The 25,388-nt window shown below is 47.3% G+C and carries 16 protein-coding genes; 9 read left to right on the plus strand and 7 right to left on the minus strand.

Translation table 11 applies throughout. From position 1 onward, the window contains the following. Positions 1-161: 161 nt before the first annotated feature. The 7 genes from LZG94_RS11825 (at position 162) to LZG94_RS11855 (ending at position 10,482) form a co-directional block, all read left to right on the plus strand. The gene (locus tag LZG94_RS11825) at positions 162-1,340 is read left to right on the plus strand and encodes a T9SS type A sorting domain-containing protein (RefSeq protein WP_233792099.1); all 1,179 of its coding nucleotides are present in this window, start codon (positions 162-164) and stop codon (positions 1,338-1,340) included. 146 nt (positions 1,341-1,486) lie between these two features. Further along, entirely contained in the window at positions 1,487-2,653 is a 1,167-nt protein-coding gene (locus LZG94_RS11830) for a T9SS type A sorting domain-containing protein (RefSeq protein WP_233792100.1), read from the plus strand. A 297-nt stretch (positions 2,654-2,950) separates the two neighbouring features. Next, the gene (locus LZG94_RS11835; RefSeq protein ID WP_233792101.1) at positions 2,951-3,361 is read left to right on the plus strand and encodes a hypothetical protein; all 411 of its coding nucleotides are present in this window, start codon (positions 2,951-2,953) and stop codon (positions 3,359-3,361) included. Positions 3,362-3,428: 67 nt separating this feature from the next. Next, a complete protein-coding gene (locus LZG94_RS11840) occupies positions 3,429-4,511 on the plus strand; it encodes an efflux RND transporter periplasmic adaptor subunit (RefSeq protein ID WP_233792102.1) in 1,083 nt (360 codons plus the stop codon). Between the two features lie 28 nt (positions 4,512-4,539). Next, positions 4,540-7,746 (plus strand): efflux RND transporter permease subunit, encoded by a 3,207-nt coding sequence (locus tag LZG94_RS11845; RefSeq protein ID WP_233792103.1) that lies wholly within the window; start codon positions 4,540-4,542, stop codon positions 7,744-7,746. After that, positions 7,736-9,175, plus strand: coding sequence for a TolC family protein (locus tag LZG94_RS11850; RefSeq protein ID WP_233793108.1), 1,440 nt, complete (start codon positions 7,736-7,738; stop codon positions 9,173-9,175). The genes LZG94_RS11845 and LZG94_RS11850 overlap by 11 nt, the downstream gene beginning before the upstream one ends. 230 nt (positions 9,176-9,405) lie before the next feature. After that, entirely contained in the window at positions 9,406-10,482 is a 1,077-nt protein-coding gene (locus tag LZG94_RS11855) for an acyltransferase (protein WP_233792104.1), read from the plus strand. 52 nt (positions 10,483-10,534) lie between these two features. Here the strand turns inward: LZG94_RS11855 and LZG94_RS11860 are convergent, their stop codons facing one another. From LZG94_RS11860 to LZG94_RS11875, 4 genes are all read right to left on the minus strand, one after another. Beyond that, positions 10,535-11,449, minus strand: a complete 915-nt coding sequence (locus LZG94_RS11860; RefSeq protein WP_233792105.1) for an AEC family transporter — start codon at positions 11,447-11,449, stop codon at positions 10,535-10,537. Next, the gene (locus LZG94_RS11865; RefSeq protein WP_233792106.1) at positions 11,433-12,953 is read right to left on the minus strand and encodes an FAD/NAD(P)-binding protein; all 1,521 of its coding nucleotides are present in this window, start codon (positions 12,951-12,953) and stop codon (positions 11,433-11,435) included. Before LZG94_RS11865 ends, LZG94_RS11860 begins: the two co-directional genes overlap by 17 nt. Positions 12,954-13,047: 94 nt before the next feature. Beyond that, on the minus strand, positions 13,048-15,420 hold the full coding sequence (locus tag LZG94_RS11870) for a glycosyl hydrolase family 95 catalytic domain-containing protein (protein WP_233792107.1): 2,373 nt from the start codon (positions 15,418-15,420) through the stop codon (positions 13,048-13,050). A 117-nt stretch (positions 15,421-15,537) separates the two neighbouring features. Continuing rightward, positions 15,538-16,692: an AraC family transcriptional regulator gene (locus tag LZG94_RS11875; protein ID WP_233792108.1), complete on the minus strand. Its 1,155-nt coding sequence runs from the start codon at positions 16,690-16,692 to the stop codon at positions 15,538-15,540. A 92-nt stretch (positions 16,693-16,784) separates the two neighbouring features. On the opposite strand from LZG94_RS11875, the gene LZG94_RS11880 reads away from it, so the two are divergent. Together LZG94_RS11880 and LZG94_RS11885 are read left to right on the plus strand one after the other, a co-directional pair. Continuing rightward, the gene (locus tag LZG94_RS11880; RefSeq protein WP_233792109.1) at positions 16,785-19,823 is read left to right on the plus strand and encodes a SusC/RagA family TonB-linked outer membrane protein; all 3,039 of its coding nucleotides are present in this window, start codon (positions 16,785-16,787) and stop codon (positions 19,821-19,823) included. Positions 19,824-19,828: 5 nt separating this feature from the next. Continuing rightward, a complete protein-coding gene (locus LZG94_RS11885) occupies positions 19,829-21,340 on the plus strand; it encodes a SusD/RagB family nutrient-binding outer membrane lipoprotein (protein WP_233792110.1) in 1,512 nt (503 codons plus the stop codon). 50 nt (positions 21,341-21,390) lie between these two features. Here LZG94_RS11885 and LZG94_RS11890 read toward each other — a convergent pair whose 3' ends face one another. The 3 genes from LZG94_RS11890 to LZG94_RS11900 form a co-directional block, all read right to left on the minus strand. Continuing rightward, positions 21,391-21,765 (minus strand): hypothetical protein, encoded by a 375-nt coding sequence (locus LZG94_RS11890; protein ID WP_233792111.1) that lies wholly within the window; start codon positions 21,763-21,765, stop codon positions 21,391-21,393. Positions 21,766-21,894: 129 nt separating this feature from the next. Then, positions 21,895-22,881, minus strand: coding sequence for a glycoside hydrolase family 43 protein (locus LZG94_RS11895; protein WP_310589864.1), 987 nt, complete (start codon positions 22,879-22,881; stop codon positions 21,895-21,897). 111 nt (positions 22,882-22,992) lie between these two features. Then, the gene (locus tag LZG94_RS11900) at positions 22,993-25,368 is read right to left on the minus strand and encodes an ABC transporter permease (RefSeq protein WP_233792112.1); all 2,376 of its coding nucleotides are present in this window, start codon (positions 25,366-25,368) and stop codon (positions 22,993-22,995) included. Positions 25,369-25,388: the final 20 nt, after the last annotated feature.

The following is a 25,388-nucleotide window of genomic DNA, read 5'->3' on the forward strand; positions in this document are numbered from 1 at the left end:
CGGTTATTACTCAGCTCAATGCTCATCAGTTTGAACTCCTTATCAAATACTCTTCTTTCTCCTGACATATGTATTAAGTTATAAAAGTTTCACTTAACTCAATGTCCGCTTAAAGGTAGCAGGTCCAAATACATCAAAATCAACACTGAACACATTCGAGTATGCTGAAACTATACACAATTCTAGGTTTCATGTGCATGTCCATTTTGAGCTACGCACAGTGCCCGACTGGAAAGATCACGACACAGGCGCAGGTTGATAATTTTAAAACTAATTATCCCGCTTGCACCGCCCCTGGAAGCAATCTGCATTTCGAATTTCAAGACTTTATAACTAATCTTAATCTTGATGGTTTGAGCCATCTTACGTCGATTGGTGGAGGCTTAAGCTTAAATTATATTACGGTTTCAAGCATTTCGGGGCTGTCTAACCTTACTTCTCTCGGCAGTTTGAGTATTTGGTGGAATGATGAAATTACAAGCTTGTCTGTGTTTAGTAATCTTAAATCTCTAGGAAGCTTATCTCTTTATCATACCAAAATCGCCAGTTTAGATGGTCTTGAAAATTTGCAGAAGCTGGATTATCTTCATTTGAGTTGGAATCCGCTCCTTTCGGATTTGAGTGCGTTGCATCATTTACCTCCGCCTCCTCGTGACAAAAGGGTTACAATGCACCATAATCCCTTATTAAGTGATTGCGCTTTTGAGTTTATGTGTGTTGGGGTAAGGACTCAGCCAGGGGGAATAGCGGCGCAAATCGAATATAACGGGCCAGGTTGTTCCGATTTGTCCGAGATTGTTGCTGGCTGTGGCACGCTCCCAGTAACGCTGGTGAGTTTTAAAGCAAATATAGAAGGCGCAACATCCCATCTTACCTGGTCAACTTCTTCCGAAACAAACAGTAGTTATTTTGAGATACAAAGGAGCCTGAATGGTAAGAACTGGTCGCCAATCGGAAAAGAACTTGCGCAAGGTGAAAGTAAAGCCTCGTTTATTTACAATTTCAGCGACAAAGCTCCGCAGCCGGGAAATAATTATTATAGGTTAAAAATGGTTGACCTTGACGGCACATTCGCTTACTCTGCAATTGACTGGACCAGCATTAACGTTATCCCCGAAGTGACATTTGCCAATCCGGTGGAAGACAGATTGACCTTCCAGAATCTAAATGAGGAGCTTATTGAAGAAATATCAATCTTTAACTCAGCTGGCCGTATGATAGGTGCATCGCTGTATACAAGCAGCGCTCCCGATGTTCGTCACCTTTCAACAGGAATTTACATTGCTAGTATTAAGCTGAAAGACGGCAGCACTGTAAGATATAAGTTCATTAAAAAGTAGATACGGAAAAATAACGCAGGGAAGCACTGCAGTATTTAATAGATGCAATTGATGGATTTCAGTTAGGTACAATTGCGGCAAGTAGATTTAAGTTTGCTTACCTTCTCTGGTTAAAAAGGATCATTTAGGACAAAACACATTCAAGCATGCTGAAACTATACGCTCTGCTTATTTTAATGTGCATTCCCATTTGGAGTAATGCGCAATGCCCGACAGGAACATTCACCACACAGGCTCAGATTGATAATTTCAAAACCAACTACCCTAATTGTTCTGCGCCTGGAAAGGATCTGGTGTTTGAACTATATGAGGACATTAACAATCTTGATGGTCTGAGCCATCTCACGTCGATTGGCGGTTACATATTTCTGATAAGAAGCCCGATAATGAACCTGGCAGGACTGTCTAATTTGGTTTCATTAGGAGCTTTGTGGCTGGCAGATACCCCCAATATTAAAAATTTAGCCGACTTAGGCAACCTCAAATCCCTGGGTGGCCTGTCAATCGATGAATCCCGACTTACGAGTTTGGCAGGACTAGAAAATCTGGAAAGCCTGGGAGGCATGACTTTGAGGTCTAATCCACTGCTCTCAGATCTAAGTGCGCTCCATCACTTACCTCCGCCGCGCGGCAGAGTCGACTTGGAGTATAACCCGCTGCTTAGTGATTGTAATTTCGAATTCATTTGTAATGGCGTCAGGACTCCGCCTGGACGGTTAAGTGCAATTGTTACTATGAATGGACCCGGCTGCAATAGTGTTGGCGAGATTACCGCTAATTGTGGCACGCTCCCAGTGACATTGGTGAGTTTTAAAGCAAATATGGAAGGCGCAACTTCACATCTTACGTGGTCGACTTCATCTGAAACAAACAGTAGTTATTTTGAAATCCAAAGGAGCCAGAATGGTAAAAACTGGTCTGTTATCGGAAAAGAACTTGCGCAAGGTGAAAGTAAAGCCTCATTTATTTACAATTTCAGCGACAAAGCTCCGCAGCCGGGAAATAATTATTATAGGTTAAAAATGGTTGACCTTGACGGTACATTCGCTTACTCTGCAATTCAAGAGGTTTACATCAAAAATATTACCGAAACGATTTTCCCTAATCCCGTAGAAGATAAGTTGTACTTCCAGAATTTGGATGAGCAACTTGTGGAAGAAGTGTCGATCTATAATGCTGCCGGAAAGGAAGTGATCACATCCCCCTATTCAAATACCGGAGTTGCAGTAAACCACCTTTCAGCCGGAATTTACATTATCAATGTAACGCGTAAAGATGGCGGTAATACAAGGTATAAGTTTGTGAAAAAGTAGTCTTAACACGGGCATATTTGTAACGGATCTACCGCTTCACAAAATTACCTTCCCGGAAAATTCATATTAATCCTGAGTAACATGCCGGTACTGAGCAAATAGCCGGCTGTTGCTGTGACCTTCGTGAAATTTTAATACCATTTTAACTTGCTTTTAACGCCCTATTAAGGGCGAGTAGCGGTTTTTGTATTAAAGTTTAGAAGGTCACTCCAACATGAACAAAATCGCTTCGCAATACAAGCTCGCCGTCGCAGAGGCACAGTACCTGAATATCGTCAAATTAGTCTTTCTGATCTGATGATAAAGGCATTCAGGAAAAACGCGATTCCCCTGTTACTGCTCCTGCTGAGCGGGCATTTCTTCGTGACCGCCAGCGCGCATGAAGGGATAGTCCAATATGCACAGCAGAAAGTTCACCAGGCTGGCGCTGCTCTTGAAAGCAATTTCCATCACCATAACCTGCTTCCCGGCTTCGGGATCGGCGACCGCAAATCGCGGGATAAGGTTTTTTTCGAAGAAAAAGAAGAGGAGAACCCAGACCTTTTTCTCCCGAAAACGTATAGCTGCTATCGTGGCTACTTCACAGATTTCTACAAAAGTGCAATCGAATTCCGTCCGGTATTCATTGCAAAGTGCATTACCCCCTGTACACACTGGCTTCGCTCCTCAACCCGCAGATACCTGATCCTCAGGGTATTCAGGATTTGAAATAATAGCCTATCAGGCTTTTCCACAAGAACTACTTACCTATCAATTATACTAATAGCATAACATCATGAAGAGAATTCTCATGGTCATTGGTCTGTGTGCAACATTGCTCAACACAGCTTGTGAATCCAAAAAAGAAGAAAAGGAAGAAGAAGTTAAATTCCTGGTTACCAGCCCCTTGCAAAAGGATACGCTGATCACAAAAGAATATGTAAGCCAGATCCGGGCGATCAGCCACATTGAGCTGCGTGCGTTGGAAAGAGGTTATTTACAAAACATCTATGTGGACGAAGGGCAGACAGTCAAAAAAGGTCAGCTGATGTTCAAGATCATGCCGATGCTTTATCAGGCTGAACAACAAAAAGCACAAGCAGAGGCCAATTTTGCAGAAATCGAATTTAAAAACACCAAGTCGCTGGCGGACAGCAATGTGGTTTCTAAAAATGAGTTGGCACTATCCAAGGCGAAACTGGATAAGGCAAAAGCGGAACTCGGATTAGCTACAACGCACCTGGGCTTTACTGAAATTCGTGCACCATTTAATGGCATCATGGACCATTTCCAGGTGAGGCTGGGAAGTCTTTTGGATGAAGGCGATTTGCTGACAACCTTATCTGATAACAGCGAAATGTGGGTTTATTTCAATGTTCCCGAAGCCGAATATCTGGATTACAAAGCGAACGAAGCCACTGCCGGCATGCTGAATGTGAATCTTCGCATGGCCAATAACCAAATGTTCCCGCATTCCGGAACAGTGAAAACGATTGAAGCTGATTTCAACAACGAGACGGGTAACATCGCTTTCAGGGCTACATTCCCTAATCCGAAACGACTGCTGAGACACGGTGAAACAGGAAATGTATTGGTAACCGTTCCGATGAAAAACGCCTTGCTGATTCCGCAAAAAGCTACTTTCGAGGTTTTGGAAAAGAAATACGTATATGTGGTGGACAAAGACAACAAGATCCGTTCGAGGGAAATTGGGATTGAAGCTGAGCTTCCACACATTTTCGTCGTGAAATCAGGTCTCAAAGCGGATGACAAGATCCTGCTGGAAGGTCTGCGTCAGGTGAAAGAGAACGAAAAGATCCATTCTACTTTCGTAAAACCTGATTCCGTGATTTCCAATCTGAGTCTGTACGCCGAATAGTCAGCTATCTTAACAAGCACAAAACGACATGTTTAATCAATTCATAAGAAGACCTGTATTTGCAATCGTGATCTCGATCATGATCGTATTTATAGGCATCCTGGCGATTGAGAAATTACCCATTTCCCAGTTCCCGGACATTGCCCCTACAACCGTCAACATCTTCATCGCCTACCCTGGCGCGAGTGCCGATGTGTTGGTAAAATCAACATTAATCACGCTTGAACAGGCCATTAACGGGGTTCAGGATATGCGGTACATTGCTACCGATGCAACGAGTGCGGGGGAGGCGACGCTCAGGATCATCTTCGAGCCCGGCACCGACCCGAACGTGGCCGTTATCCGGGTAAAAACCAGGGTTGACCAGGTTATGCCACTTTTGCCGGAACTGGTTCAGCGTGAAGGGGTTATTATCTCGCCCGTTCAGCCTAGTATGTTGATGTATGTCAATCTTTATTCAAAAGATAAAAGCATTGACGAGAAATTCCTGTTCAACTACGCAACAGTAAAAATGATCCCCGAAATCCAGCGGACAAAAGGAATTGCAAGAGCGCAGATTTTAGGATCAAGAAGATATGCAATGCGTCTCTGGCTGAATCCGGAGCGTATGCGTGCCTACAATATTTCTACCGAAGAAGTCATGAAGGCGGTGGGCGAACAAAGTATTGTTGGTCGCCCGGGTCGTATCGGGCAAAGCTCCGGTATCGCGGCCCAGTCGCTGGAATATGTGCTTACTTATAAAGGTCGTTACGACAAGCCCGAAGAATACGAAAACATCATTGTCCGCGCCAATGCTCAGGGTGAAAGCGTTCATTTGCGTGACATTGCGAAAGTGGAACTTGGATCTGAATTCTTTGACATTTACTCCAACCTCGACGGCCATCCTTCCGCAGCGATCGTGTTGCGCCAAAACTACGGAAGTAACGCGAGCGACGTAATTGAAGAGGTGAAAAAGAAGCTGGATGTGATGAAAGAATCCTTCCCTCCGGGCGTGGATTACAAGATCAGTTATGACGTTTCGCAATTCCTGGACGCGTCTATTGAGCAGGTTATTGACACATTAAGGGATGCATTTATCCTTGTTGCGCTCGTTGTATTCATATTTCTTGGCGACTGGCGTTCCACATTGATCCCAATCCTGGCTGTGCCGGTTTCGCTGATCGGAGCATTCTTTGTCATACAGGCTTTCGGGCTTTCGATTAACCTTATCACGCTTTTTGCGCTTGTACTTGCGATTGGTATTGTGGTCGATGATGCGATTGTCGTCGTCGAGGCCGTCCACGCGAAGTTTGAGGAAGAGCCCGGGATTTCCCCTTTTAACGCTGTGAAAAAAGTGCTTGGCGAGATCAGCGGTGCCATTATCGCGATCACGGCTGTTATGGTTTCGGTATTCCTTCCGATCTCGTTCATGTCCGGTCCGGTCGGAACATTCTACCGGCAGTTCTCCATCACCATGGCCAGCTCTATCGTTATTTCGGCACTTATCGCCTTGACGTTGACGCCAGTTTTGTGTGCAATGTTGCTTCAAAATCACCACGGTCATCAGAAAAAGAAAAACTTCCTTACCAAAGGGCTTGATGCTTTTAACAGAACATTTGATAAGCTGACAGGAAGATATGTGAGCCTGCTGAAACGCATTGTGAGCCGCAGGGTTGTAACCTGGGTTGTGTTACTGGGCTTCTGCGCAGGGATTGTGTTTGTAAACAAAATTCTGCCAGCAGGTTTTATTCCAAATGAAGACCAAAGCACAATCTACGCGATCATTCAGACGCCTCCGGGATCCACGTTGGAAAAAACGAATGAAGTTTCACGTCGTCTTCAAAAGATATGCGAAGAAGTGGAAGGAATCGAATCGGTTTCGTCATTAGCAGGTTACGAGATCATGACGGAAGGTCGCGGTTCCAATGCTGGAACTTGTCTGATCAACTTGAAACCTTGGCACGACCGCAAGCAGAATGTGAAAGAGATCATGGAAGAACTGGAAAAAGAAACGCGCGGCCTTGGTGCCGTAGTCGAATTCTTCGAACCACCAGCGATCCCGGGTTTTGGTACGTCGGGCGGTTTCTCGATGCGTCTTTTGGATAAAACTTCTGACACGGATTACGCAGAGTTTGACAAGATCAACAAAAAATTCATGGATGACCTTGCGAAACGTCCCGAGCTTACGGGCTTGTTCACATTCTTCGCAGCGAACTATCCGCAGTATGAATTGCAGATTGACAATCAGCTGGCTATGCAAAAAGGTGTGTCGATTGGAAAAGCGATGGACAACCTGAACATTATGATCGGTAGTACATACGAACAGGGTTTCACCAGGTTCAACCAGTTCTTTAAAGTGTACGTGCAGTCTGACCCGAGTTTCAGAAGGCTTCCTTCCGATCTTTTGAAATTGTTTGTGAAAAATGACGCAGGCGAAATGGTGCCTTACTCATCCTTCATGACATTGAAAAAAGGTCAGGGCCCGAACGAGATCACGCGTTTCAACCTCTATAATTCAGCTGCGATCCAGGGTCTTCCGGCCAAAGGTTACACCACAGCCGATGCCATTCAGGCGATCCGCGAAGTGGCTGCCAAAACATTACCGCAGGGATATGACATCGCATTTGAAGGTCTTTCCTATGACGAATCGATCCGTGGAAATGAGTCGCTCGTTGTGTTTGCAATCGTGTTGGCCTTCGTGTATTTCGTGTTGGCAGCGCAGTATGAGAGCTTTATTATTCCGTTTGCGGTGGTTTTGTCATTGCCGGTTGGGGTGTTTGGTTCATTCCTTTTGCTCAAATTAATGGGCTTGGAAAACAACATTTACGCGCAGATCGGTTTGATCATGCTCGTCGGGTTGCTGGGTAAAAACGCCGTACTGATCGTCGAGTTCGCCGTCCAGAAGCGGTCGCAGGGGGAAACCATCCTGAATGCTGCTATCGAAGGCGCCCGGGTTCGTTTCCGTCCTATTTTGATGACGTCGTTCGCGTTCGTTGCCGGTTTGATCCCATTGATCATTGCCACAGGTGCCGGTGCGATCGGTAACCGCACAATCGGTGCGTCAGCGATGGGCGGGATGCTTTTCGGGACCATTTTCGGGGTCATTATTATCCCGGGATTGTACTACATCTTTGGCACGCTGGCCGACGGCAGAAAAATGATTAAAGACGAGGAAGACGGCTCGCTTACCGAACAATTCGTTCACGCAGTCGACATTTTCCCTCACACTCAAGAAACTCAAAATGATGAGCAATAAAAGAATATTGACGTGGGTGGGGATCACTTTAAGTGCCCTCACTTACACCGCCTGCAACGCCCCTTCTCAGGTCCAGCGATCTCCTAACAAAACATTATCAGCTGCCTACAATGGTCAGGCAGCTGATTCCACAAACAATGTGGGCAAAATGAAATGGAAGGATTATTTCACAGATCCACAACTGGCTGCCCTGATTGACACAGCGTTAAACAACAACCAGGAACTGAACATTACGTTGCAGGAAATCGAGATCTCCCGCAACGAAATCCGCGCCCGGAAAGGGGAATATCTGCCTTTCGTGGGTTTGAGAGGCGGAGCCGGCATTGAAAAAGCAGGCCGTTACACGCAAGTGGGTTCCAGCGAAGCAACTACGGAAATCAAGCCGGGCAGAGAGACGCCGGAGCCGCTGCCTGATTTCGTCGTGGCCGCCTATGCGCGCTGGGAAGTGGATATCTGGCACAAACTGCGGAATGCGAAAAAGGCTGCTGTGAACCGTTATTTGTCTTCGGTGGAAGGTAAAAATTTCATGATGACCAACATTGTCTCAGAGATCGCTAACTCCTATTACGAGCTTCTGGCACTGGACACGCAGCTGAACATTGTTACACAAAACATTGAGATTCAAACCAATGCATTGCGTATCGTGAAAATGCAGAAAGAAGCAACGCGGGTTACCGAGCTGGCAGTGCGCAGGTTTGAGGCACAGGTTTTAAACACGCAGAATCGCCAGTATGCGATTCGTCAGCGCATTGTTGAAACCGAAAACCGGATTAATTTTCTTTTAGGACGATATCCGCAGCCTGTTTTAAGATCAAGCACAAATTTCGAGACCATGGTGCCGGCAGTAATCCAGGCTGGGATTCCTTCACAATTGATGGAGAACCGTCCGGATGTGAGACAAGCAGAGCAGGATTTGGAAGCCTCGAAACTGGATGTGCTGGTTGCGAGAGCCAATTTCTGCCCTTCATTGGGATTGAATGCAGCGGTTGGTTTGCAAGCATTCAATCCGATTTATCTGGGTAATGTGCCAAAATCGCTGATGTCGACATTAGTGGCTGATCTGGCTGGACCGCTGATCAATAAAAACGCGATTCAGGCAACATATAAAAGCGCCAACGCACGTCAGGTTCAGGCGATTTACAATTACGAACGCACTGTTTTGAATGCTTATATCGAGGTCGCAAACCAGTTATCGAACATTAACAACTTGCAACTAAGCTATGAAACCAAAACACGCGAAGTGGCTGCATTAACCGAATCGACCAACATTGCTAACCGTCTTTTCACCTCGGCAAGAGCGGATTATGTGGAGGTATTATTAACGCAACGCGAGGCTTTGGAATCGAGATTTGACCTGATTGAAACCAAGATGCAGCAGATGAATGCGACGGTGAATATTTACCGCGCTCTTGGCGGGGGTTGGAATTAGCATTGACGTAAAGAGTTACTTTGAATAATAGATCAAAAGCCCGGAATGTGACATTCCGGGCTTTTTGTAATAACTGCTTACCGCGGGATCACCGTCCTTACGTTTGATAACTAGCGCCAAGCCGATAGGACATTTGAAGATTGTGTTGTAAAACAATGCTGTTGCTTAGTTTTCCTTTTCGCAGTTGTTAGCACATTTTTTCAGATAAAAACGCGTAGGCGGCTTGTCCTATGAATCTCAGACACACTACAAAAAACCAAAAAACACGATATTACGAGCTGGATGCATTGAGAGGTATTGCGGCCGTCAGCGTGATGCTATTTCATTTTACAATCAATACCAATAAAACTCTGCTCGGATGGGAATTCCGGTTTGGCGTCACCGGAGTGGACCTTTTCTTCATGATCAGTGGGTTCGTGATCCTGTTGAGCGCATCCAAAACGAGTACTGCTGGCCGGTTTGTAAGATCACGGTTTGTCAGATTGTACCCTGCCTTCTGGCTATGTGCCTTGCTGACTTTTCTGGTGAAACAAACCATTGAACCCCTGAGTACCTCTGCAAACGAACTGCTGGCTAATATAACGATGGTCCCGATATTCTTTGGATACGAATACCTCGACGGCTCTTACTGGACACTTGTAATCGAGCTGACCTTCTACTTTGGCGTGGCTGCATTATTGTTCTCTGGCAGGATCAGCCAGATAGAAGAGGTGGGACTGTCTTGCATTGCGGCTATCGTGCTTCTGCACAGCAACGCGGGTTATTATCCTGACTTCTACCATTTTATCACCAATAAAATACAGATACTCAATCACTTTCCATTATTCTTCTCAGGCATTGTGTGTTACCGGATCAAAGGCTTGGGCTGGAAATTACGCAGGTTCGGCTACCTGATCATTTCGATGGCAGCTTCCATTTATCTGCACGACAAAGGCGGCCCGGCACATCATTTCGTCAGCCTGCGAGAGCATAGTGTGCTGATCATTTCGTTTCACATACTTTTCATTCTTTTCATCCACGGTCAGCTGCATTTCCTGAAACAGCGCGTTCTGATTTTTTGGGGAGAAATATCCTACTGCCTCTACCTGATCCACCAATACATTGGTCTGAAAATCATGAAAGCGATTGTGGGAGCCGGCAATTTTAATATCTACTTCGCATTAGTGCTCACCGTTTCCGTTTGCACATTTTCGGCCTGGATTATTACTAACTGCATCGAACTGCCGGTAATCGGTTATCTAACATCAAAAAGGCAGCGGACGGGTGTAAAGCCTGCATTTGTGGAACTGTCAAATCGCAGTGAGTAACATCATTTCGCCGGTTTCAGAACCAGGCAAAAGTTTAGATTTAAATCTCATACTACATCATAAACACAGTAGCAATCGACACTAAAACTACGGAGAGCATCATCGAGAGGAAAACGAGCAGGGAAGACTGTTCTTCATCGGCTTTGAGAAAAGCTGCAAATACGGTCACATTCGCAGCGACAGGAAACAGCGGCACGAGCATTAACATTTTAAAATCCTCTTTTTCCAGATCCTTTGCTACCAGCGACGCCCCCAGCACAATTACGGCCAATATCAAAGCAGCGGCAATAGTTCGAAAACCGAGCAACTTTGCAAAATAAGGCACTTTTATGTCTTTAAATTTCACATTGGCCAGCTGAAACCCAACAATCATCATACCTGCCGCCGAAACCATAAAACTGATAACTTTCAACGCCGGCTTCACAACTTCGGGGGTTTCCAAACCAACGATCTTGCAGATTACGCCCGCAACAAAAACGTACAGGAATGGGATACTCAGCATTTCTTTCAAAGCCTTGCCCGAATCGTACTTCGTTTTCGCTACCTGGTAATAGCCGATCGTGTCGCCGTAAAGTGCCGAGCCGAGGTAAATGCAGATCAGGACACTTACTTTATCTTCCCCGAAAAGGGCAGTGACCGTCGGAATACCGAAGAATGCGATATTGAAAAATGAAAATGAGCTTCGCAAAAGCAGCGGATCTGTCTCATTACCCAACTTTTTATGAATTCCTTTTGCGACATAATTCATTCCCAATGCAAGCAGAAAAGTCAGGATCGGAAGTACGATCAGCTTCGAAGGTTCGGCGTCGAGCATATTGGTGAAAACCACCAGTGGCAGCAGCACATTGATCAGCGGTTTGCTGACATAATCCGAGTTGAAATCGAATTTCTTGCTGATCAGATAGCCCGCCGGGATAAATGCCATCACCGGTAAAAGCTCCTTATAGAGTTTAAGAAGGGTTTCCAATGAGCTGGGTAGTAAGGTGACGAGATAAATTACCGATCATTTTGACATTGAACCAAACCGCATTCACATCCAGCAGCAGGCCGTTCGTAATATGTCCGACTGCATAGAAATTCGGGTAAGTGTCATTTCCTGTGATCACCTGCATGGTTTCAGTATTAATCCTGATCCCGCCCGCCTTCTCAGGTTCTACCAGACCGTCCTCGGCCAGGTTTTGCATCAGTTCCGATTTCATCATTTTCACCGCCGAAGCCGGACCCGTTGCATTGATCAGGTATTTTTCAGAAGATTTCTCTCCATGCTCGCAGGCCAGCACAAATTCATTTTTCTCATCATTGAAAACCACCTCCTTCAAACCTGAGATCACTGAGAGTTGCCCGCTCTCAAACAATTGGTTCACGCGCTCCGCATTGACCAGCGGCATACAATGCCGGCTCACGCCCCAATAGGCACCGAGCCATTTTTTGAATTTCAGCTTTTCCGATTCGTCCAGCCACTTCCACATCTCCGAACTTTCGTACCGGAGCGAATAGGGAATATTGATCAGCGCGTCGCCACCGTCCCTGGCAATGCGAATATCTTCTTTCAGGAGTTCACCCGCTGGCTTTCCGACCCGTTCAGTCGCTTTCCAGTCTATTTTCCCACCCGCGTATTCTTCCGCTTCCTGCATAAAAAGTCTGAAAATTTCCTTTACCGTCGGATTCCGCAGTTCCTTTCGCTGGATTTCATGCAGGTTTCTGAGCGTCAAAAACCTGCACTCGACTTTTTGCGGGAATTCCGGCTGCACCCTCGGCATCAGCCCGTCGGGCGAGTAGCAGGTAATGTTACCCGTATATTCATTATCGGTCAGCGTCATCAGCGCGTCAATAGCGCTCAGACTTGACCCTAAAATTCCAACATTTGCGTCTTTCGGGATTTTTTCCAAAAGCGGCGAAGAAGGCCACGGCGAACCGAAATAATGCTCCCTATCTTCCAGTTCTGGGTAGTTATTGGCAACCGGTGTACCTGGAGACAGCAGCAGAATGTTACATTTATGTGATTGGTTATCAGACAAATGGATCTCAAATCCGTCTTCGAGTTTACTAACCCTTTTTGCGCTGGCGCGGATCACATTCACTTCCATACCCTCGGATTGCGCGAGCTGGAAGTAGTGTTCAAATTGCTCTTTCAAATAATCGCCATATAACCTTCTGGTTGTGAATGCGCGATTTTCTCCCTGGTTATCCACCACTTCATCCCCTATCCTCGCATCGTGTTCAATAAGCCAATCACTGAAATGCTGCGGTTCGGCAAAATGTATCCCCATCAGATCCGCCTGAGTGTTGAGAATATGACCCGGTTGTTTGGTCCCGAAAGCAAGTCCTTTCCCAACTTCCTCATTCTCCTCGATGATCGTTATGCTGACTTGCTTGTGACTTTTCGCAATCCTGAATTCCAGAAAAAGCTCTATAAATGCTGATATTCCACACGCTCCGCCACCTATAATGGCAATATTGGTTAAACTCATTTCCCGGTTTCTGTTTGCATCCAGCCACCCACCCGGCAGCTATTTCGTGTCGGGTTCTTAAATAATCATGCTTGATAGAACGGAAGCAATGCGGCTAATGTATCGAGGCCGACGACGTGATCTCCTTTTTCTCCCCATTCACCTTCACCATTACTTTTCGGGGAATTTCGGAAGAAACCCGGTAGTTGGTCACTTTGCTATCTTTCCATTCAAAATCGACAGTAAAGTTGCCTCTCGCTTTCAAGCCTCTCACTTCGCCCGAGGCTTTCCATGCATCGGGAATGGCCGGGAGGATATCAATATACCCGTCGTGACTTTGTATCAGCATTTCGGCAATGCCCGCGGTGCCGCCGAAATTACCGTCGATCTGGAATGGTGGACCTGCCGACAGCAGATTTGGGTACACGCCGCCGCCACCGCCATAGTTCATATTGGTTTGCAAAGTGGGCGTAAGCAGCTCTTTCAGCAATTTGTCAGCACGGTTACCATCATGTAACCTCGCCCAGAACAGCAACTTATATGCTTTCGACCAGCCCGGACTATCGTCGCCGCGCACTTCAAGGGTCTTTGCAGAAGCCGCTGCCAGCTCCGGTGTCTTTTCGGGTGTGATCAGCGGAGCCGGATACAGCCCGTACAAATGCGAAATGTGCCTGTGTTTGGGATCCGTTTCCTTGTATTCTTCAAGCCACTCCATTAGTCTGCCGTCGCTCGCAACCACGCCCGGCGGGGGCAGTTCTTTCAGTTTATTTTGGAGAGTAATCTTAAAATCCGCATCCAATCCCAGCACATCGCAGGCTGTGATCACATTTGTAAAAAGCTCCCGGGTGATCTGGTTATCGATCGTCGGGCCCATGCATATCGCCGCCTTTTTTTCATTGGCAAGATAAAATGTATTCTCCGGCGAGATGGAAGGCGCGGTCACCAGCCAGCCGGTTTTTGGGTCTTTCACCAATGCGCTGCTGTAAAATTCCGCGGAGCCTTTCAGGATCGGGTATATTTCTCTGAGGTAATTTTTATCATTTGTAAATGCATAATGCTCCCACAGGTTATTACAAATCCAGCCCGACCCTGCGTTGCTCGCGCCCCAGGAAGCTTCCTCTCCCGGCTCTGTAAATCCCCATACATTCGTGATCACGTGGGCCACCCAGCCGTTTGCATTGTAGTATGCTTTTGCCGTTTTTTCTCCCGGCTTTACCATTCCTTTTACCAGATCGGCCAGCGGCAAATTCAGCTCCGACAGGTTAGTGACTTCCACCGGCCAGTGGTTCATCTGCACATTTACATCCAGGTGGTAATCGCCATTCCACGGTGTGCGGATCTGGTTTGCCCAGAGTCCCTGCAAGTTCGGCGGAAGCAGTCCCACGCGCGTGCTGCTGATGCTAAGATACCTGCCAAACTGAAAGAACAAAACGGGCAGCGCAAGATCCGATGCATGCTCTTTTTGATAGGCAAAAAGGCGCTGATCAGTAGGGGTATCATCAATTTTAGCCTCTCCCAGGCGAAAGTTAGCACGATTGAAAAGTTTCTGATAATTTAACAGATGTACTTGTTTCTGAACACTGTAAGATTTCTTCACCGCGACATTAATGAGCCTCTGCGTTTCAGATTCAAAGTTTTTGTCCTTGAAGTCTGTTCCTGCGGAAAAGTAGAAAATGACTTCATTTGCATTGGTAATCACTAATTCCTTACCTGAAATAGTCACTTTTCCTCCCGTTATCTGCGGTCGGACCTTGGCCAGGTATCGCATTCCTTTTCCGTCGGTTCCGTTATTTAATTGACCCGACATTTCCAGGGTATTGCCTTTAATAAAGGTTTGAAATCGCTCGGGACGGTCGAGGCTGAGGCGTAGGTTCAGGTTGCCGGGCTTGTCAGCGGATAATTTTATAACACCGATATCATCACCAAAACTCGTAAAATATTCCCGTCGGTAAGTCACGCCGTTGACGGTATAAACCACACTCGCCACCGCGTCATTCAGCGACAATTCTCTTCTGTAATTTTGAAATTGAATGTCTGAAGAATCGACATTTTTGTAGGCAAAATGCATACGCAGATTCCCCAAAACCTGGTAGCAGCCGAATGGTACATTCGCGCCGTCGCCGTGTCCCGAGCCCGCGCCTTTCGCCACAAAATTCTGGTTGACCAGCTCCTGCGCTTCGTCGTTTTTTCCTTCCAGGAGCAGCCTGCGAATTTCGGGCAGACTTCTGTGCGCCTCGTAATTATTGGCATCCTGCACCCCACCCGACCAGAGTGTAATATCATTAAGTACGATATTTTCGCGCAGCACTCCCCCGTCGCTCATCATCCCCAGCCGCCCGTTACCAAGCGGGATCGTTTCCTCCCATTGCCGGGCAGGTTTGTCGTACCAGAGGCGCAACGGATTTTGAGACCTCGCATTTTGCGGGGTTAGGCAGACGATAAATAGTAAAACGGCAAGCGTACTCGGCAGGATATTTTTGCGGATCATTTTGGTAATCGGTTAATTTCCTCAATGCATATAGCCATAAAACATCCGCCTGGCGCAGCACTACTGCATTCCGGTGATGTAATATTGAATTTTCTGAAACAAGTTTGGACTTCCTTTTTAAAGCGGCGCGACTTCTGCCAGCGATATTCCCTCGGCAAATTCCGCACAAAGCTGGCTCACATATCCCACGAAATGAACCAGATTAACCATTCCGAGGCGGATTTTGTTGGGTAGTACCTGGTAGTATTTTTTAAATGCAGCAGTAAAATGCGTTGGGTTTTTGTAGCCGGTCTTTTGTGAAATTTCGGAGATCCTCGTGCCGGGCTGTTGCAGTAGCTGCATGGAAGCTTCCATCCGCAGATCGTGCAGGTAACTGAAAACGGGCTTTCCGAAAACTTCCTTGAAATGCTTTTTAAGGCTGAATTCGTTCGTGCCGATCTGATGCGCGAGGTCTTTCAGCGACCAGCTTTTATCCAGGTTCTCGGTCAAAATACGCCGTGCCAGGTGCATTTTCTCTACATCCGATTCTTTCAGTGCAATGGTAATATCAGGTGCCGGAAGCTGTTCATATTGCTCAAATTGCAGCGCGAGCAATTCGATAACTTTGGCCTTGATAAACAGCCCTTTCTGATAATTACTATATGTACAATTCAGGATCTCGAACAGTGAGGAGATCATCCTGGAAGTGACGGGCATATTGCGCCAGCTCATAAACGCAGGCAGCAGCGAGCGGATACCCTTTTGAAAATGCGCGTAAAGCGGGTGCGTTTTAGGTAAGTTGTTGAAAAAGAAGTCGGTACTGAGGTTGATCGCAAATACCTCCACATCCTCCTGCGGCCGCCATTGAATTTGCATGTCTTTTTGCGGCAATAAGAACAGGTTATGCTGCTGCGAGCGGAATTTTACAAAAGGTTTTGTAGAAGCCTCGGAGAAATAGGTAGTAACGCTTTGCAAGCTGAAATTCATCTGAATGTGTGAGCCCAGCATTCGCACAGGCAGCGGGTCGGAGGAACGCACGTGGAATTTCCCGTACCATACGTACACACCTTCCATGATCAGCTCTTTTCCCACTCCAACTATCCGCGCATCGTCGTAAACAAGGTTACGTTCGGTCACCTCGTCCCCTCCCGGCGAAGCAAAATCCGGAAACTGCCAGAATTGCATTCCTACCTCTTCCTCCACCGGCTCCATGCGCGTCATTTCTCCCTGATTCGTCATTTTTTCTCCTTTTACCGTCATCGCGGTCACTTTCCAAAAGATACCTTTGCGCAAAAGTAGTCTGTATTTAGACTGTTTTTAAACAATACTCAAAAATCTACTAATAAATCAATTAAAAATTTCACAAATCCCTAACATCATTTGAAATGATATTTTACAAAAAGTGCTTTTTACTCCTCCTTCTCTGGCTACCGGGGCTCCTTGCCTTCGCGCAGAAAAGCGAGATTACGGGCCGGGTGATCGAACAAACCTCGGGCGATCCGCTTCCGGGGGCGAATATCATCCTTAAAGGCAGTTCCGACGCGACGATCGCAAATGAAAAAGGGGAATTTCGTATGCAAACCGAAGCCGGAGATATACTGGTAGTTTCCTTTATCGGTTTTGAAACGCGGGAGATCATCGTTGACAGGAATGCATCGGCGCTGACGATTGCGATGAAAGAAGATGTGAACCAGCTTTCCGAAATCATGGTAACCGGTGCATTGGGCATCAAACGCGCGGCGCGGGAGCTGGGCGGCGGCTCGCAAGTAGTAGGTTCCGAAAACCTCAACCAGGCCAAGACCATCAACCCGCTCAACGGACTGACCAGTAAAGTGGCCGGTTTGCGTATCAATATGTATGATAGCAAGGTTGACCCGCAAATCCAGATCACCATGCGCGGTACGCGCTCATTGAACCGCTCCAAAAACGCGCCGATCTACGTGGTCGACGGGGTGCCGGTGCCGGATATCAGCCGCATTAACCCAAATGATATTGAAAGTGTGACTGTTCTGAAAGGCGCCAATGCAGCCGCATTATATGGATCAGAAGGTGTGAACGGGGCGCTGATGGTGACGACTAAAACCGGAAACCGTGACAAAGGCCGGGTTACATTCGGTCACACGACCACGTTTTCAAACGTATATATGCTTCCGCCCGCTCAGACGCAGTATGGTCAGGGGGTAAATGGCGTGTACAATGCCACGCAGGCTGAATCGTGGGGCCCTGCATTTGATGGTTCCATGAAAGATTTCGGTCCGAAACTGCCTGACGGGACGCAGCCTCAGGCATTATATGCAGCGCCTGGCAGCGACAACCGGCTCGACCTGTTCCAGACAGGCGTGAATATGCAGAACGACATTTCTTTCTCCGGCGGTGACGAAAAAACGACTTACTTTTTCTCCGTTCAGGATGCTGCGATCAAAGGGATCATTCCGGAAGATAAGAGCCGCAGGACCGGCGCACGTTTCAACGGTTCCAGGAATTTCGGCAAGCTGAAAACTGCCTACAATATCAACTATGTGTATTTTACCAAAAATACAACGCCCGACGGCCCGTGGATCACAGCCTATTCGCTGCCTGCCAATTTCAATTTTAATTCGATGAAAGACTGGCAAAACCCGCTTGCTATCGGTAACCCGAACAACTTTTTTACAGATCTTCAAAAAAACCCTTACCACCAGATCAATAACATCCGTGACGAGAGCGAGCAGCAGAACCTGAACGGGAAAATCGAACTGGACTACGAGGTAACTCCCTGGTTCAATGCGATGTACAGGCTGGGACTTTACAATAATAATGTACAGACGCGTAGCACAACCGGCAAGTTTGAAGCCGCTGGTCGCCGGAATGTTAATGGTAGTGTAAATGACGGTACCAACAATTTTCGCAGATTGAACGGCGACCTGATCCTGAACTTCCACAAGGATTTCGGAAAATTCACAACCCGCCTTTTGCTGGGGCAGAATTTCCGCGCCGATAATACCAAAGCATCGTCGATCAGTACGAGTAACCTGCTTTTGCCGGATGTATTTAACCCGGGAACGCGCATTGGTGAACTGGCCGGAAGCTCTTCCATTACAGAATACCGCTCGCTGGCCGGTTATGGGGAATTTACGGCGGGTTATAATAACTATCTCTTCCTGACTTTTACGGGCCGAAACGAATGGGTTTCGGTGTTAAGTCAGGAAAACCGCTCTTATTTTTATCCGGGCGTAAGTGCGTCTTTTGTATTTAATGAGGCTATTCCGGCATTGAAAGACAATAATTTGCTGTCTTTCGGAAAACTGTTCGGTTCATGGAATAAAACGGGTAACGTAACGCTCGACCCATATTCGCTCAATAATCCTTATACGCAGAGTAACGGTTTCCCGTTTGGTAACCTGGTCGGTTTTACGCCTGGGTTAAGGTATCCAAACCCCAACATTCAGCCTGAATTTGTGACTTCGTTTGAAGTGGGTACGCAGCTGAGCTTTTTCAATAACCGCCTGCATTTCGAGGGAAGCTATGTTTTCTCTGATTCGAAAGGGCAGATATTCAATGCTACTACTTCCCGCGCAACAGGTTACAGCAGCGCAGTTGTGAATGCGGGACGTTTGACAAACAGTATTGTGGAACTGAGCGTGAGCGGGGATGTAGTGCGGACAAATGATCTGAAATGGAATGTAGGTTTCAATTTTACCCACATTAATAACCAGGTAAAAGAGCTTTATGAAGGACTGAGGTCTTTTAACATTTTCAGACAGTCTTATGCCAATATCGGCCAGGCTTATCCGAGCTTGCAGGTAAGTGATTATCAGCGTGATCCCCAGGGCAGAGTAGTCGTGGACGCAGCAACCGGCGACCCGCTCGTGGCGGCCGATCCCCGGCATCTCGGCACGATGGTACCGCCCTATCAGATGGGTTTGAATACCAATGTAAAGTATAAAGGCTTCAACCTGGGCGCGCAATTTGACTGGCGCATGGGCGGCTGGTTGTATTCGGAGATCGTTCCCCGGATGTACACCGCCGGAACTGAGCCGCGCACCGCCGAATTCGGCCGTGAAGCATTCGTTTACCCCAATTCTGTGATCGAAACTTCTCCCGGGGTATTTACAGAAAATACTGAATTGAAAACTTCCAGCGGCGGAAAGGCTTTCTGGACCAAACAGGGCGAGGTACAGATCAATACAGCGGCGAAATCGGACTTTTTCAAGTTGCGCGAGCTGAACGTTTCCTATTCCCTTCCTACTGCATTACTGGCCAAACAACGGTTTGTACGTGACGCGACAATTGGTTTCGTAGCTACTAACCTGTTCATTATCCGCCACAAAGACAACAAATACGGAGATCCGGAATATCTCTACAACAGCACAGACGGCTACCTCAGCTTCCGCCAGGTACCTCCATACAGAACTTACGGATTTAACGTGAATGTAACTTTTTAATGAAAATGAAGTATATACTTAAAATAACATTCTGCCTGTTTGCGGCTCTGAATATCACCTCTTGCAGCGATTTTCTCGATGTGAACAATAACCCCAATGCACCGGTGTCCGAAAACCTGAGTCTGGGTGCCAAACTTTCCGCTGCACTGGTAAGCAGCGTGGTACAGGAAACAGGCCAGCTGAACCAGATCGGCGCTTTTTGGGGAGGCTACTGGGGAACCACCAGCGAGGGGATCAACAATTTTATCGACCTGAAAACTTATAACGGACCCGCGATCCGCCACCAGCGCGACGGTATTCCGGTTTGGGAAACGGGCTATGCCAACTTGCTTTACTACCAGCTTATCAGGGAAGAAGCGACCGCAGAAGGCGCTTTGTTTTATTCAGGTGTGGCCAAGATCATGCAGGGCTGGCATTTCATGCATTTGGTGGATGTATATAATAATCTGCCTTTCGACGATGCATTGCAGGGCACCGTTCACCCAACGCCGCGGTACGAAGACGGCCGGGTAGTGTACGAAAAGTCAATCAACCTGATCACCGAAGGTATTGAAGATATTAAAAATGCGCCCGCCGGAACCGAGGCTGGTGCAGACGATGTGATGTTTACCGGAAACAAAACGCGCTGGGTGAAATTTGGGAACACAGTCAAATTGCGTGCACTGCTGCGCCAGAGCGAAGTGGGCGACCAGGGCTATATTACCGCCGAGATCGGTAAGATACAGGCGGAAGGCAGCGGTTACCTAGGAGCGGGAGAAAGTGCGCTGGTGCAGCCGGGTTACCTGACAACAGCAGGCAAACTGAACCCTTTTTGGGAAAATTACTACCGCACGGTGCAAAATGTGAGCACTGCCAATCACCAGGATATCCGCCCTACCGCATTCCTGATCAATACTTACAAGCAAAGAAACGACCCGAGATTAGCTACGCTCTATGTGGCAGTGGGTACGGATTACAAAGGCGTACTTTTCGGTAACCCGAATGCAAAACCTGAGTACGAACGCGCTAATACTTCGGCTTTCAAAGGGCCGAATGAAAACGGGAATGCGCCTGCGGGTCTGTTCAAAAGTGCCACCCAGGCTTCGGTATTAATGGGTTCGTTTGAAAGTCTTTTCTTGCAGGCGGAAGCCGCACAGCGCGGCTGGATCACGGGTTCTGCCAAAATTCTGTACGAATCCGCTATTCAGGAATCTTTCAAATATCTGGAAGTGAATACCGGTGCATTCGCGGCTTACAATGCGCAACCGCTTGTAAACTTTGATATTGCGACCAATAAGATAGAGCGGATAATCGAGCAAAAATGGCTTGCATTGAACAGTATCAGCAGCCTCGAAGCGTGGAGCGATTACCGCCGCCTCGGAATTCCTGCACTACCCAATTCGCTCGATGCGCCTTCGCCTGCCTCTTTTCCGCTGCGGTTTATGTACCCGGAATCAGAGCGGCAGACCAACAACGAGGAAGCTTCCAGACAAGGTAGCGACGACGTAACCCAGGCAAAGGTTTGGTGGGATAAATAAAGTACTGGCTAATCAATAATGAAGGGGAGGGAAGATTTTTCCCGCCCCTTTTATTTTATACGTTTGCCCGTCGTTTCGAACATATTCATCAGGCTGCCTTTCAGATTATCATCGTCCACTTTGTCAAGATCGATGGTGACGTCGTAACCCTGCGCCGAGAATGCGAGCGAAAGTTTGTTGCCATTCTCGGTAACAGTTACCGGAATTTTTTCGGCTGTTGAATCCGTCGGATTGACAAGCTGGCCGGAAAGTATCCCGCCTTCCCGCACCAGGTCGGCAACCAGTTTGGAATCGCCATCAGGTGTGCCTTTCACCAGAATATCCCACTTTCCAGCGAAATCGTCCGGCTTCACAGTCTGCGCGTTGCCTGTAACGACAACAAAAAATAACAAGGCAATTGCGTAAATAAAGCTCGTCCTCTTCATAGTAACTTATGTTTAAGTGGAATTAACAGGAAGCAATATAAGCTGAATAGCGTTATTGTCTTTAATTGAGACAATAATTATTTTCCTATTAAATATCCACCCGATCCAATAGCGGCATGAACGGTATTATCATGGAATAAATGGTTTTCCCACTACGATCTTGTCTCCGGAATCGTCAACTTCAAACAAATGCGGAATGCGTACCGTGCGACCGTTAATATCCTTATGACTGTGAAGCGACATGACTAATTTGCCTTCAAAAGTGCGGAACAGCATTCCGTGGCCAAAGTTTGCTTTGTTGATCGGCTCCTTTTCCTGTATCCACGGACCGTCCAGTGTGCCGCTTTCTGAATAGGCAACCCCTTGTGTATAAACATCATAGATCCAGCTCGTCCACAGCATTCCCAATTTACCTGTTTGTGTACGAAATAGCCACGGGCCGTCGGTAACTTTATTGGGCCGATCCTTTCCGTCCTTCTCCTTTTCACGGCTCCACGGCGAATCGCTGGCCAAAAACAGGATCTTAGGCTCGCCGGTCGTGCCGCTCAGGTCGGGCAGGAGCTCGATTTTTTCAACCGTTCCGTTCCCGTTTTGCAACCATTCGTGACAATATACCATGTACGATTTCCCGTCTTTTTCCGTCCATAGCGTGGCGTCGAGGGTAAGTTTGCTGGCAGGCAGGTACACCGGCTCTTTCATAGGCACATACGGACCGTCGGGCTTGTCACTTACCAGCACGTGGCTTGCGCGGCGTTCCAGATCCTTCTCAACTTTGACAGCCTTATTGGTAAAAGTCGCAAAATTGTAATACTTCCCATTGACGTAATGCAGCTCGGCCGCCCACACCATCGGGTTGGGCCCCATCCACGATTTCGGGTCTGTTTCGAGCACTTTATATGGGCCGCTCCACTTTTTCAGATCTTTACTTTTCCACAACATCCCTCCCGTACCGGTCATATAATACATTTTCGTTTTCTGGTCGGCCAGGATAAACGGGTCACTGAGGCGGATCGAATCGAGCGGAATATCGGTCTTAAATTTCTGTGTGGGTTGCTGTGCAAAAACCGGTGTAAGGCAGGTAATCGCAAATAGTATGTTCAGGAATATCTTTCTCACGTTTTGTGTTTTGGTTGAAATAAATTGAAATAAAGCATTCGTAAATGCGCCGGTCAATTTACGAATGCAGCGATCGCAATCAAACAATTCACTATTATGGCTGTCTCTCGTTTACTCTGACCTCAATGTATCAGCGGGATTGGAGTTGGCTGTGCGGTAAGCCTGTACGCCGATCGTTCCCAATCCGATGAGCAGCAAAGCGCCTGCGCATTGAAAGAAAACGGCCGGACCAAGTGACACGTGGTACGTAAAAAATTGAAGAAAAAGCGCGCCCAGCAGGTAACCCAGCGGCAATGCAATAACGGACGCGATTACGATGAGCCGGACAAATCCGCCGGACAAAAGTGCCATGATCTGCGCGACACTGGCGCCCATCACTTTCCGCACACCCACTTCCTTAGTCCGCTTTTCGGTGGTGTAAGTAACCATTCCCAGCAGCCCCATTGCAGCGATCACAAAAACGATCACGACGATAACGCCGGTAAATTGCGGGTCGCCGCCGTCGGCGTAATTGTCATACATCTGCTCTTCATACCACGAAAACACAAACGATTCGTGCGGATGAAACTGCTTCCATACTTTTGAAAGTGTAGCTGCAACCCGCTTTTTGGCTGCACCGGCTGCGATTTTAAGTGACAAAATTTTGATTTCGGAAGGATCGTAGGCCAGTACAAGCGGGGCCACAGGCAGCTCGTAGCGCATAAAACAGAAATTTTTAACAACACCCGAAACTTGTACCTTACTCTCATTCAGCATAATAGTCTGCCCGATCAGATCTTTCGGATTTTTGAAACCCAGCACACTGGCTGCCCGCTCGTTAACCACCGCAAAGTGAACGGAAGTATCCGCCGAAGCTCCGGGCAAGTTCGTTCCCGCCACAAATCTGAGCTTCATATTGTCGATAAAATTGGCGTCGGCTGCGTAGATGTACGTATCCTGGGCCGGGATATCTTTACCGCCGGACCCGATCCGGCTGATCTTCGCTTTGCCTGCACTTTCATTCAATGTGGCCGAAGCCAGCCCAATCTGTTCTACGTCGGACTGCTTGCTCATTTCGTTAACGAGCAGTTTAAAATCATCGGTCAGCAGCGGGATATTCAGGATATCTTTTCGGTTAAAATTCTCATTATCAGTTGCCATATATTTAAACTGACTATTTGAAATACCTGTGAAAGTCATGAATACAAGCGCCACCACAAACTGGACCACTACCAGCGATTTCCGGAAACTGATCTTCCCCAGCCCGGCTGGCCCGATCTCTCCTTTAATAATGCGGGCCGGTTCGTAGGAAGATAAAATCCGCGCAGGCAAAATCCCTGCAAGAATGCCCGTCAGGAAGGTAAAAACTACGAATGAGATCCACAGCAGATATGTTTGGCTTACCTCAAAATGCAGCCAGCGAACATGGATGTAGGACTGCATGAACACAAGCCCGAGATAACCGATTCCAAGCGCAAGAAACGCGATCACAACCGTTTCAGTCAAAAATTGGGTCACGAGCTGCCAGCGTTTGGCGCCCGCCACTTTCCGCACGCCCACTTCCCTGCCGCGGCTCAGCGAGCGGGTTAAGGTGAGGTTAACGTAATTGAAACCTGCCAGCAAAATGACGATCAGCGGAATCAGTAACCCCGTCGCTATTTTCCAGAGCGGCTCCACGTGCGGGTTGTTCAGCAAGTTTTCCGTGTCGGGAGAAATCTCGTCAAGTAGCTGACTGCGAAACCTATGTTCTTTAATATCAGTAAATGCGACGTGCTTTTGATTGTCCTCGGCTATCTGTGCAATAGCGCGGTCGAGCTGGGTCCGGTTGCTGCCTTTTGTCAGCAATACAAAAGTATATGCATTGTAATCCAGCCAGTTATCTGTATTTATTTTTTGATTCAAATCGGTGAAACTGGCCATGGAAACGAATATATCCGACTGTAAATGCGTGGTAAATGGTTTGATGGAAGCAAAAACGCCGGTCACTGTGAAATCACCCAATTCCGGGTCCCGCAGCGACTTGCCTACGGGATCAGCATTTCCGAAAAAGCGTTCGGCCGTTTCCTGAGACAGAACTACCTGCCGCGGTTCCAGGCAGGGTTTACCCTTTGCCAGTTTGAAACCAAACAGCTCGAAATACGCCGGGTCCACGAACATCCCGCTCACGCGTAAAGTTTTGATACCGTTATTAAGGTTTCCCCCAAAGTTGCGTACCACGCGCGCCGACTTCTCGATCACACTATGGTCGCTTAACAGCTTCTCAGCCAGCGGCATAGGTGTAGAAGCCAGTGCATATTGCTTGCCGTCGTTTCCTTTAGCATTCGTCACGATCCGATATGTTCGGTCCGGGAACGGGTGGAATGTATCCTTTTCAAAGCTGCTCTGAATCTGTATCAGCTGCAAAAAGCAAAATGCCATAGCCAGTCCCAGGCCCACTATATTGATCAGCGAAAACATTTTATGTTTCCACAAATTGCGAATCGCGATTTTCAGGTAGTTTCTAAACATCGTGTTTTGCTGATTTAATA

Source organism: Dyadobacter sp. CY343, from assembly GCF_021390335.1.
Taxonomy (GTDB): Bacteria; Bacteroidota; Bacteroidia; order Cytophagales; family Spirosomataceae; genus Dyadobacter.

What these genes read in the sequence shown, in the direction of transcription:
- LZG94_RS11825 (WP_233792099.1), top strand. Translation starts at nt 162, where the DNA reads ATGCTGAAACTATACACAATTCTAGGTTTCATGTGCATGTCCATTTTG.
- LZG94_RS11830 (WP_233792100.1), top strand. Translation starts at nt 1,487, where the DNA reads ATGCTGAAACTATACGCTCTGCTTATTTTAATGTGCATTCCCATTTGG.
- LZG94_RS11835 (WP_233792101.1), top strand. Translation starts at nt 2,951, where the DNA reads ATGATAAAGGCATTCAGGAAAAACGCGATTCCCCTGTTACTGCTCCTG.
- LZG94_RS11840 (WP_233792102.1), top strand. Translation starts at nt 3,429, where the DNA reads ATGAAGAGAATTCTCATGGTCATTGGTCTGTGTGCAACATTGCTCAAC.
- LZG94_RS11845 (WP_233792103.1), top strand. Translation starts at nt 4,540, where the DNA reads ATGTTTAATCAATTCATAAGAAGACCTGTATTTGCAATCGTGATCTCG.
- LZG94_RS11850 (WP_233793108.1), top strand. Translation starts at nt 7,736, where the DNA reads ATGAGCAATAAAAGAATATTGACGTGGGTGGGGATCACTTTAAGTGCC.
- LZG94_RS11855 (WP_233792104.1), top strand. Translation starts at nt 9,406, where the DNA reads ATGAATCTCAGACACACTACAAAAAACCAAAAAACACGATATTACGAG.
- LZG94_RS11865 (WP_233792106.1), bottom strand. Translation starts at nt 12,953, where the DNA reads ATGAGTTTAACCAATATTGCCATTATAGGTGGCGGAGCGTGTGGAATA.
- LZG94_RS11870 (WP_233792107.1), bottom strand. Translation starts at nt 15,420, where the DNA reads ATGATCCGCAAAAATATCCTGCCGAGTACGCTTGCCGTTTTACTATTT.
- LZG94_RS11880 (WP_233792109.1), top strand. Translation starts at nt 16,785, where the DNA reads ATGATATTTTACAAAAAGTGCTTTTTACTCCTCCTTCTCTGGCTACCG.
- LZG94_RS11885 (WP_233792110.1), top strand. Translation starts at nt 19,829, where the DNA reads ATGAAGTATATACTTAAAATAACATTCTGCCTGTTTGCGGCTCTGAAT.
- LZG94_RS11890 (WP_233792111.1), bottom strand. Translation starts at nt 21,765, where the DNA reads ATGAAGAGGACGAGCTTTATTTACGCAATTGCCTTGTTATTTTTTGTT.
- LZG94_RS11900 (WP_233792112.1), bottom strand. Translation starts at nt 25,368, where the DNA reads ATGTTTAGAAACTACCTGAAAATCGCGATTCGCAATTTGTGGAAACAT.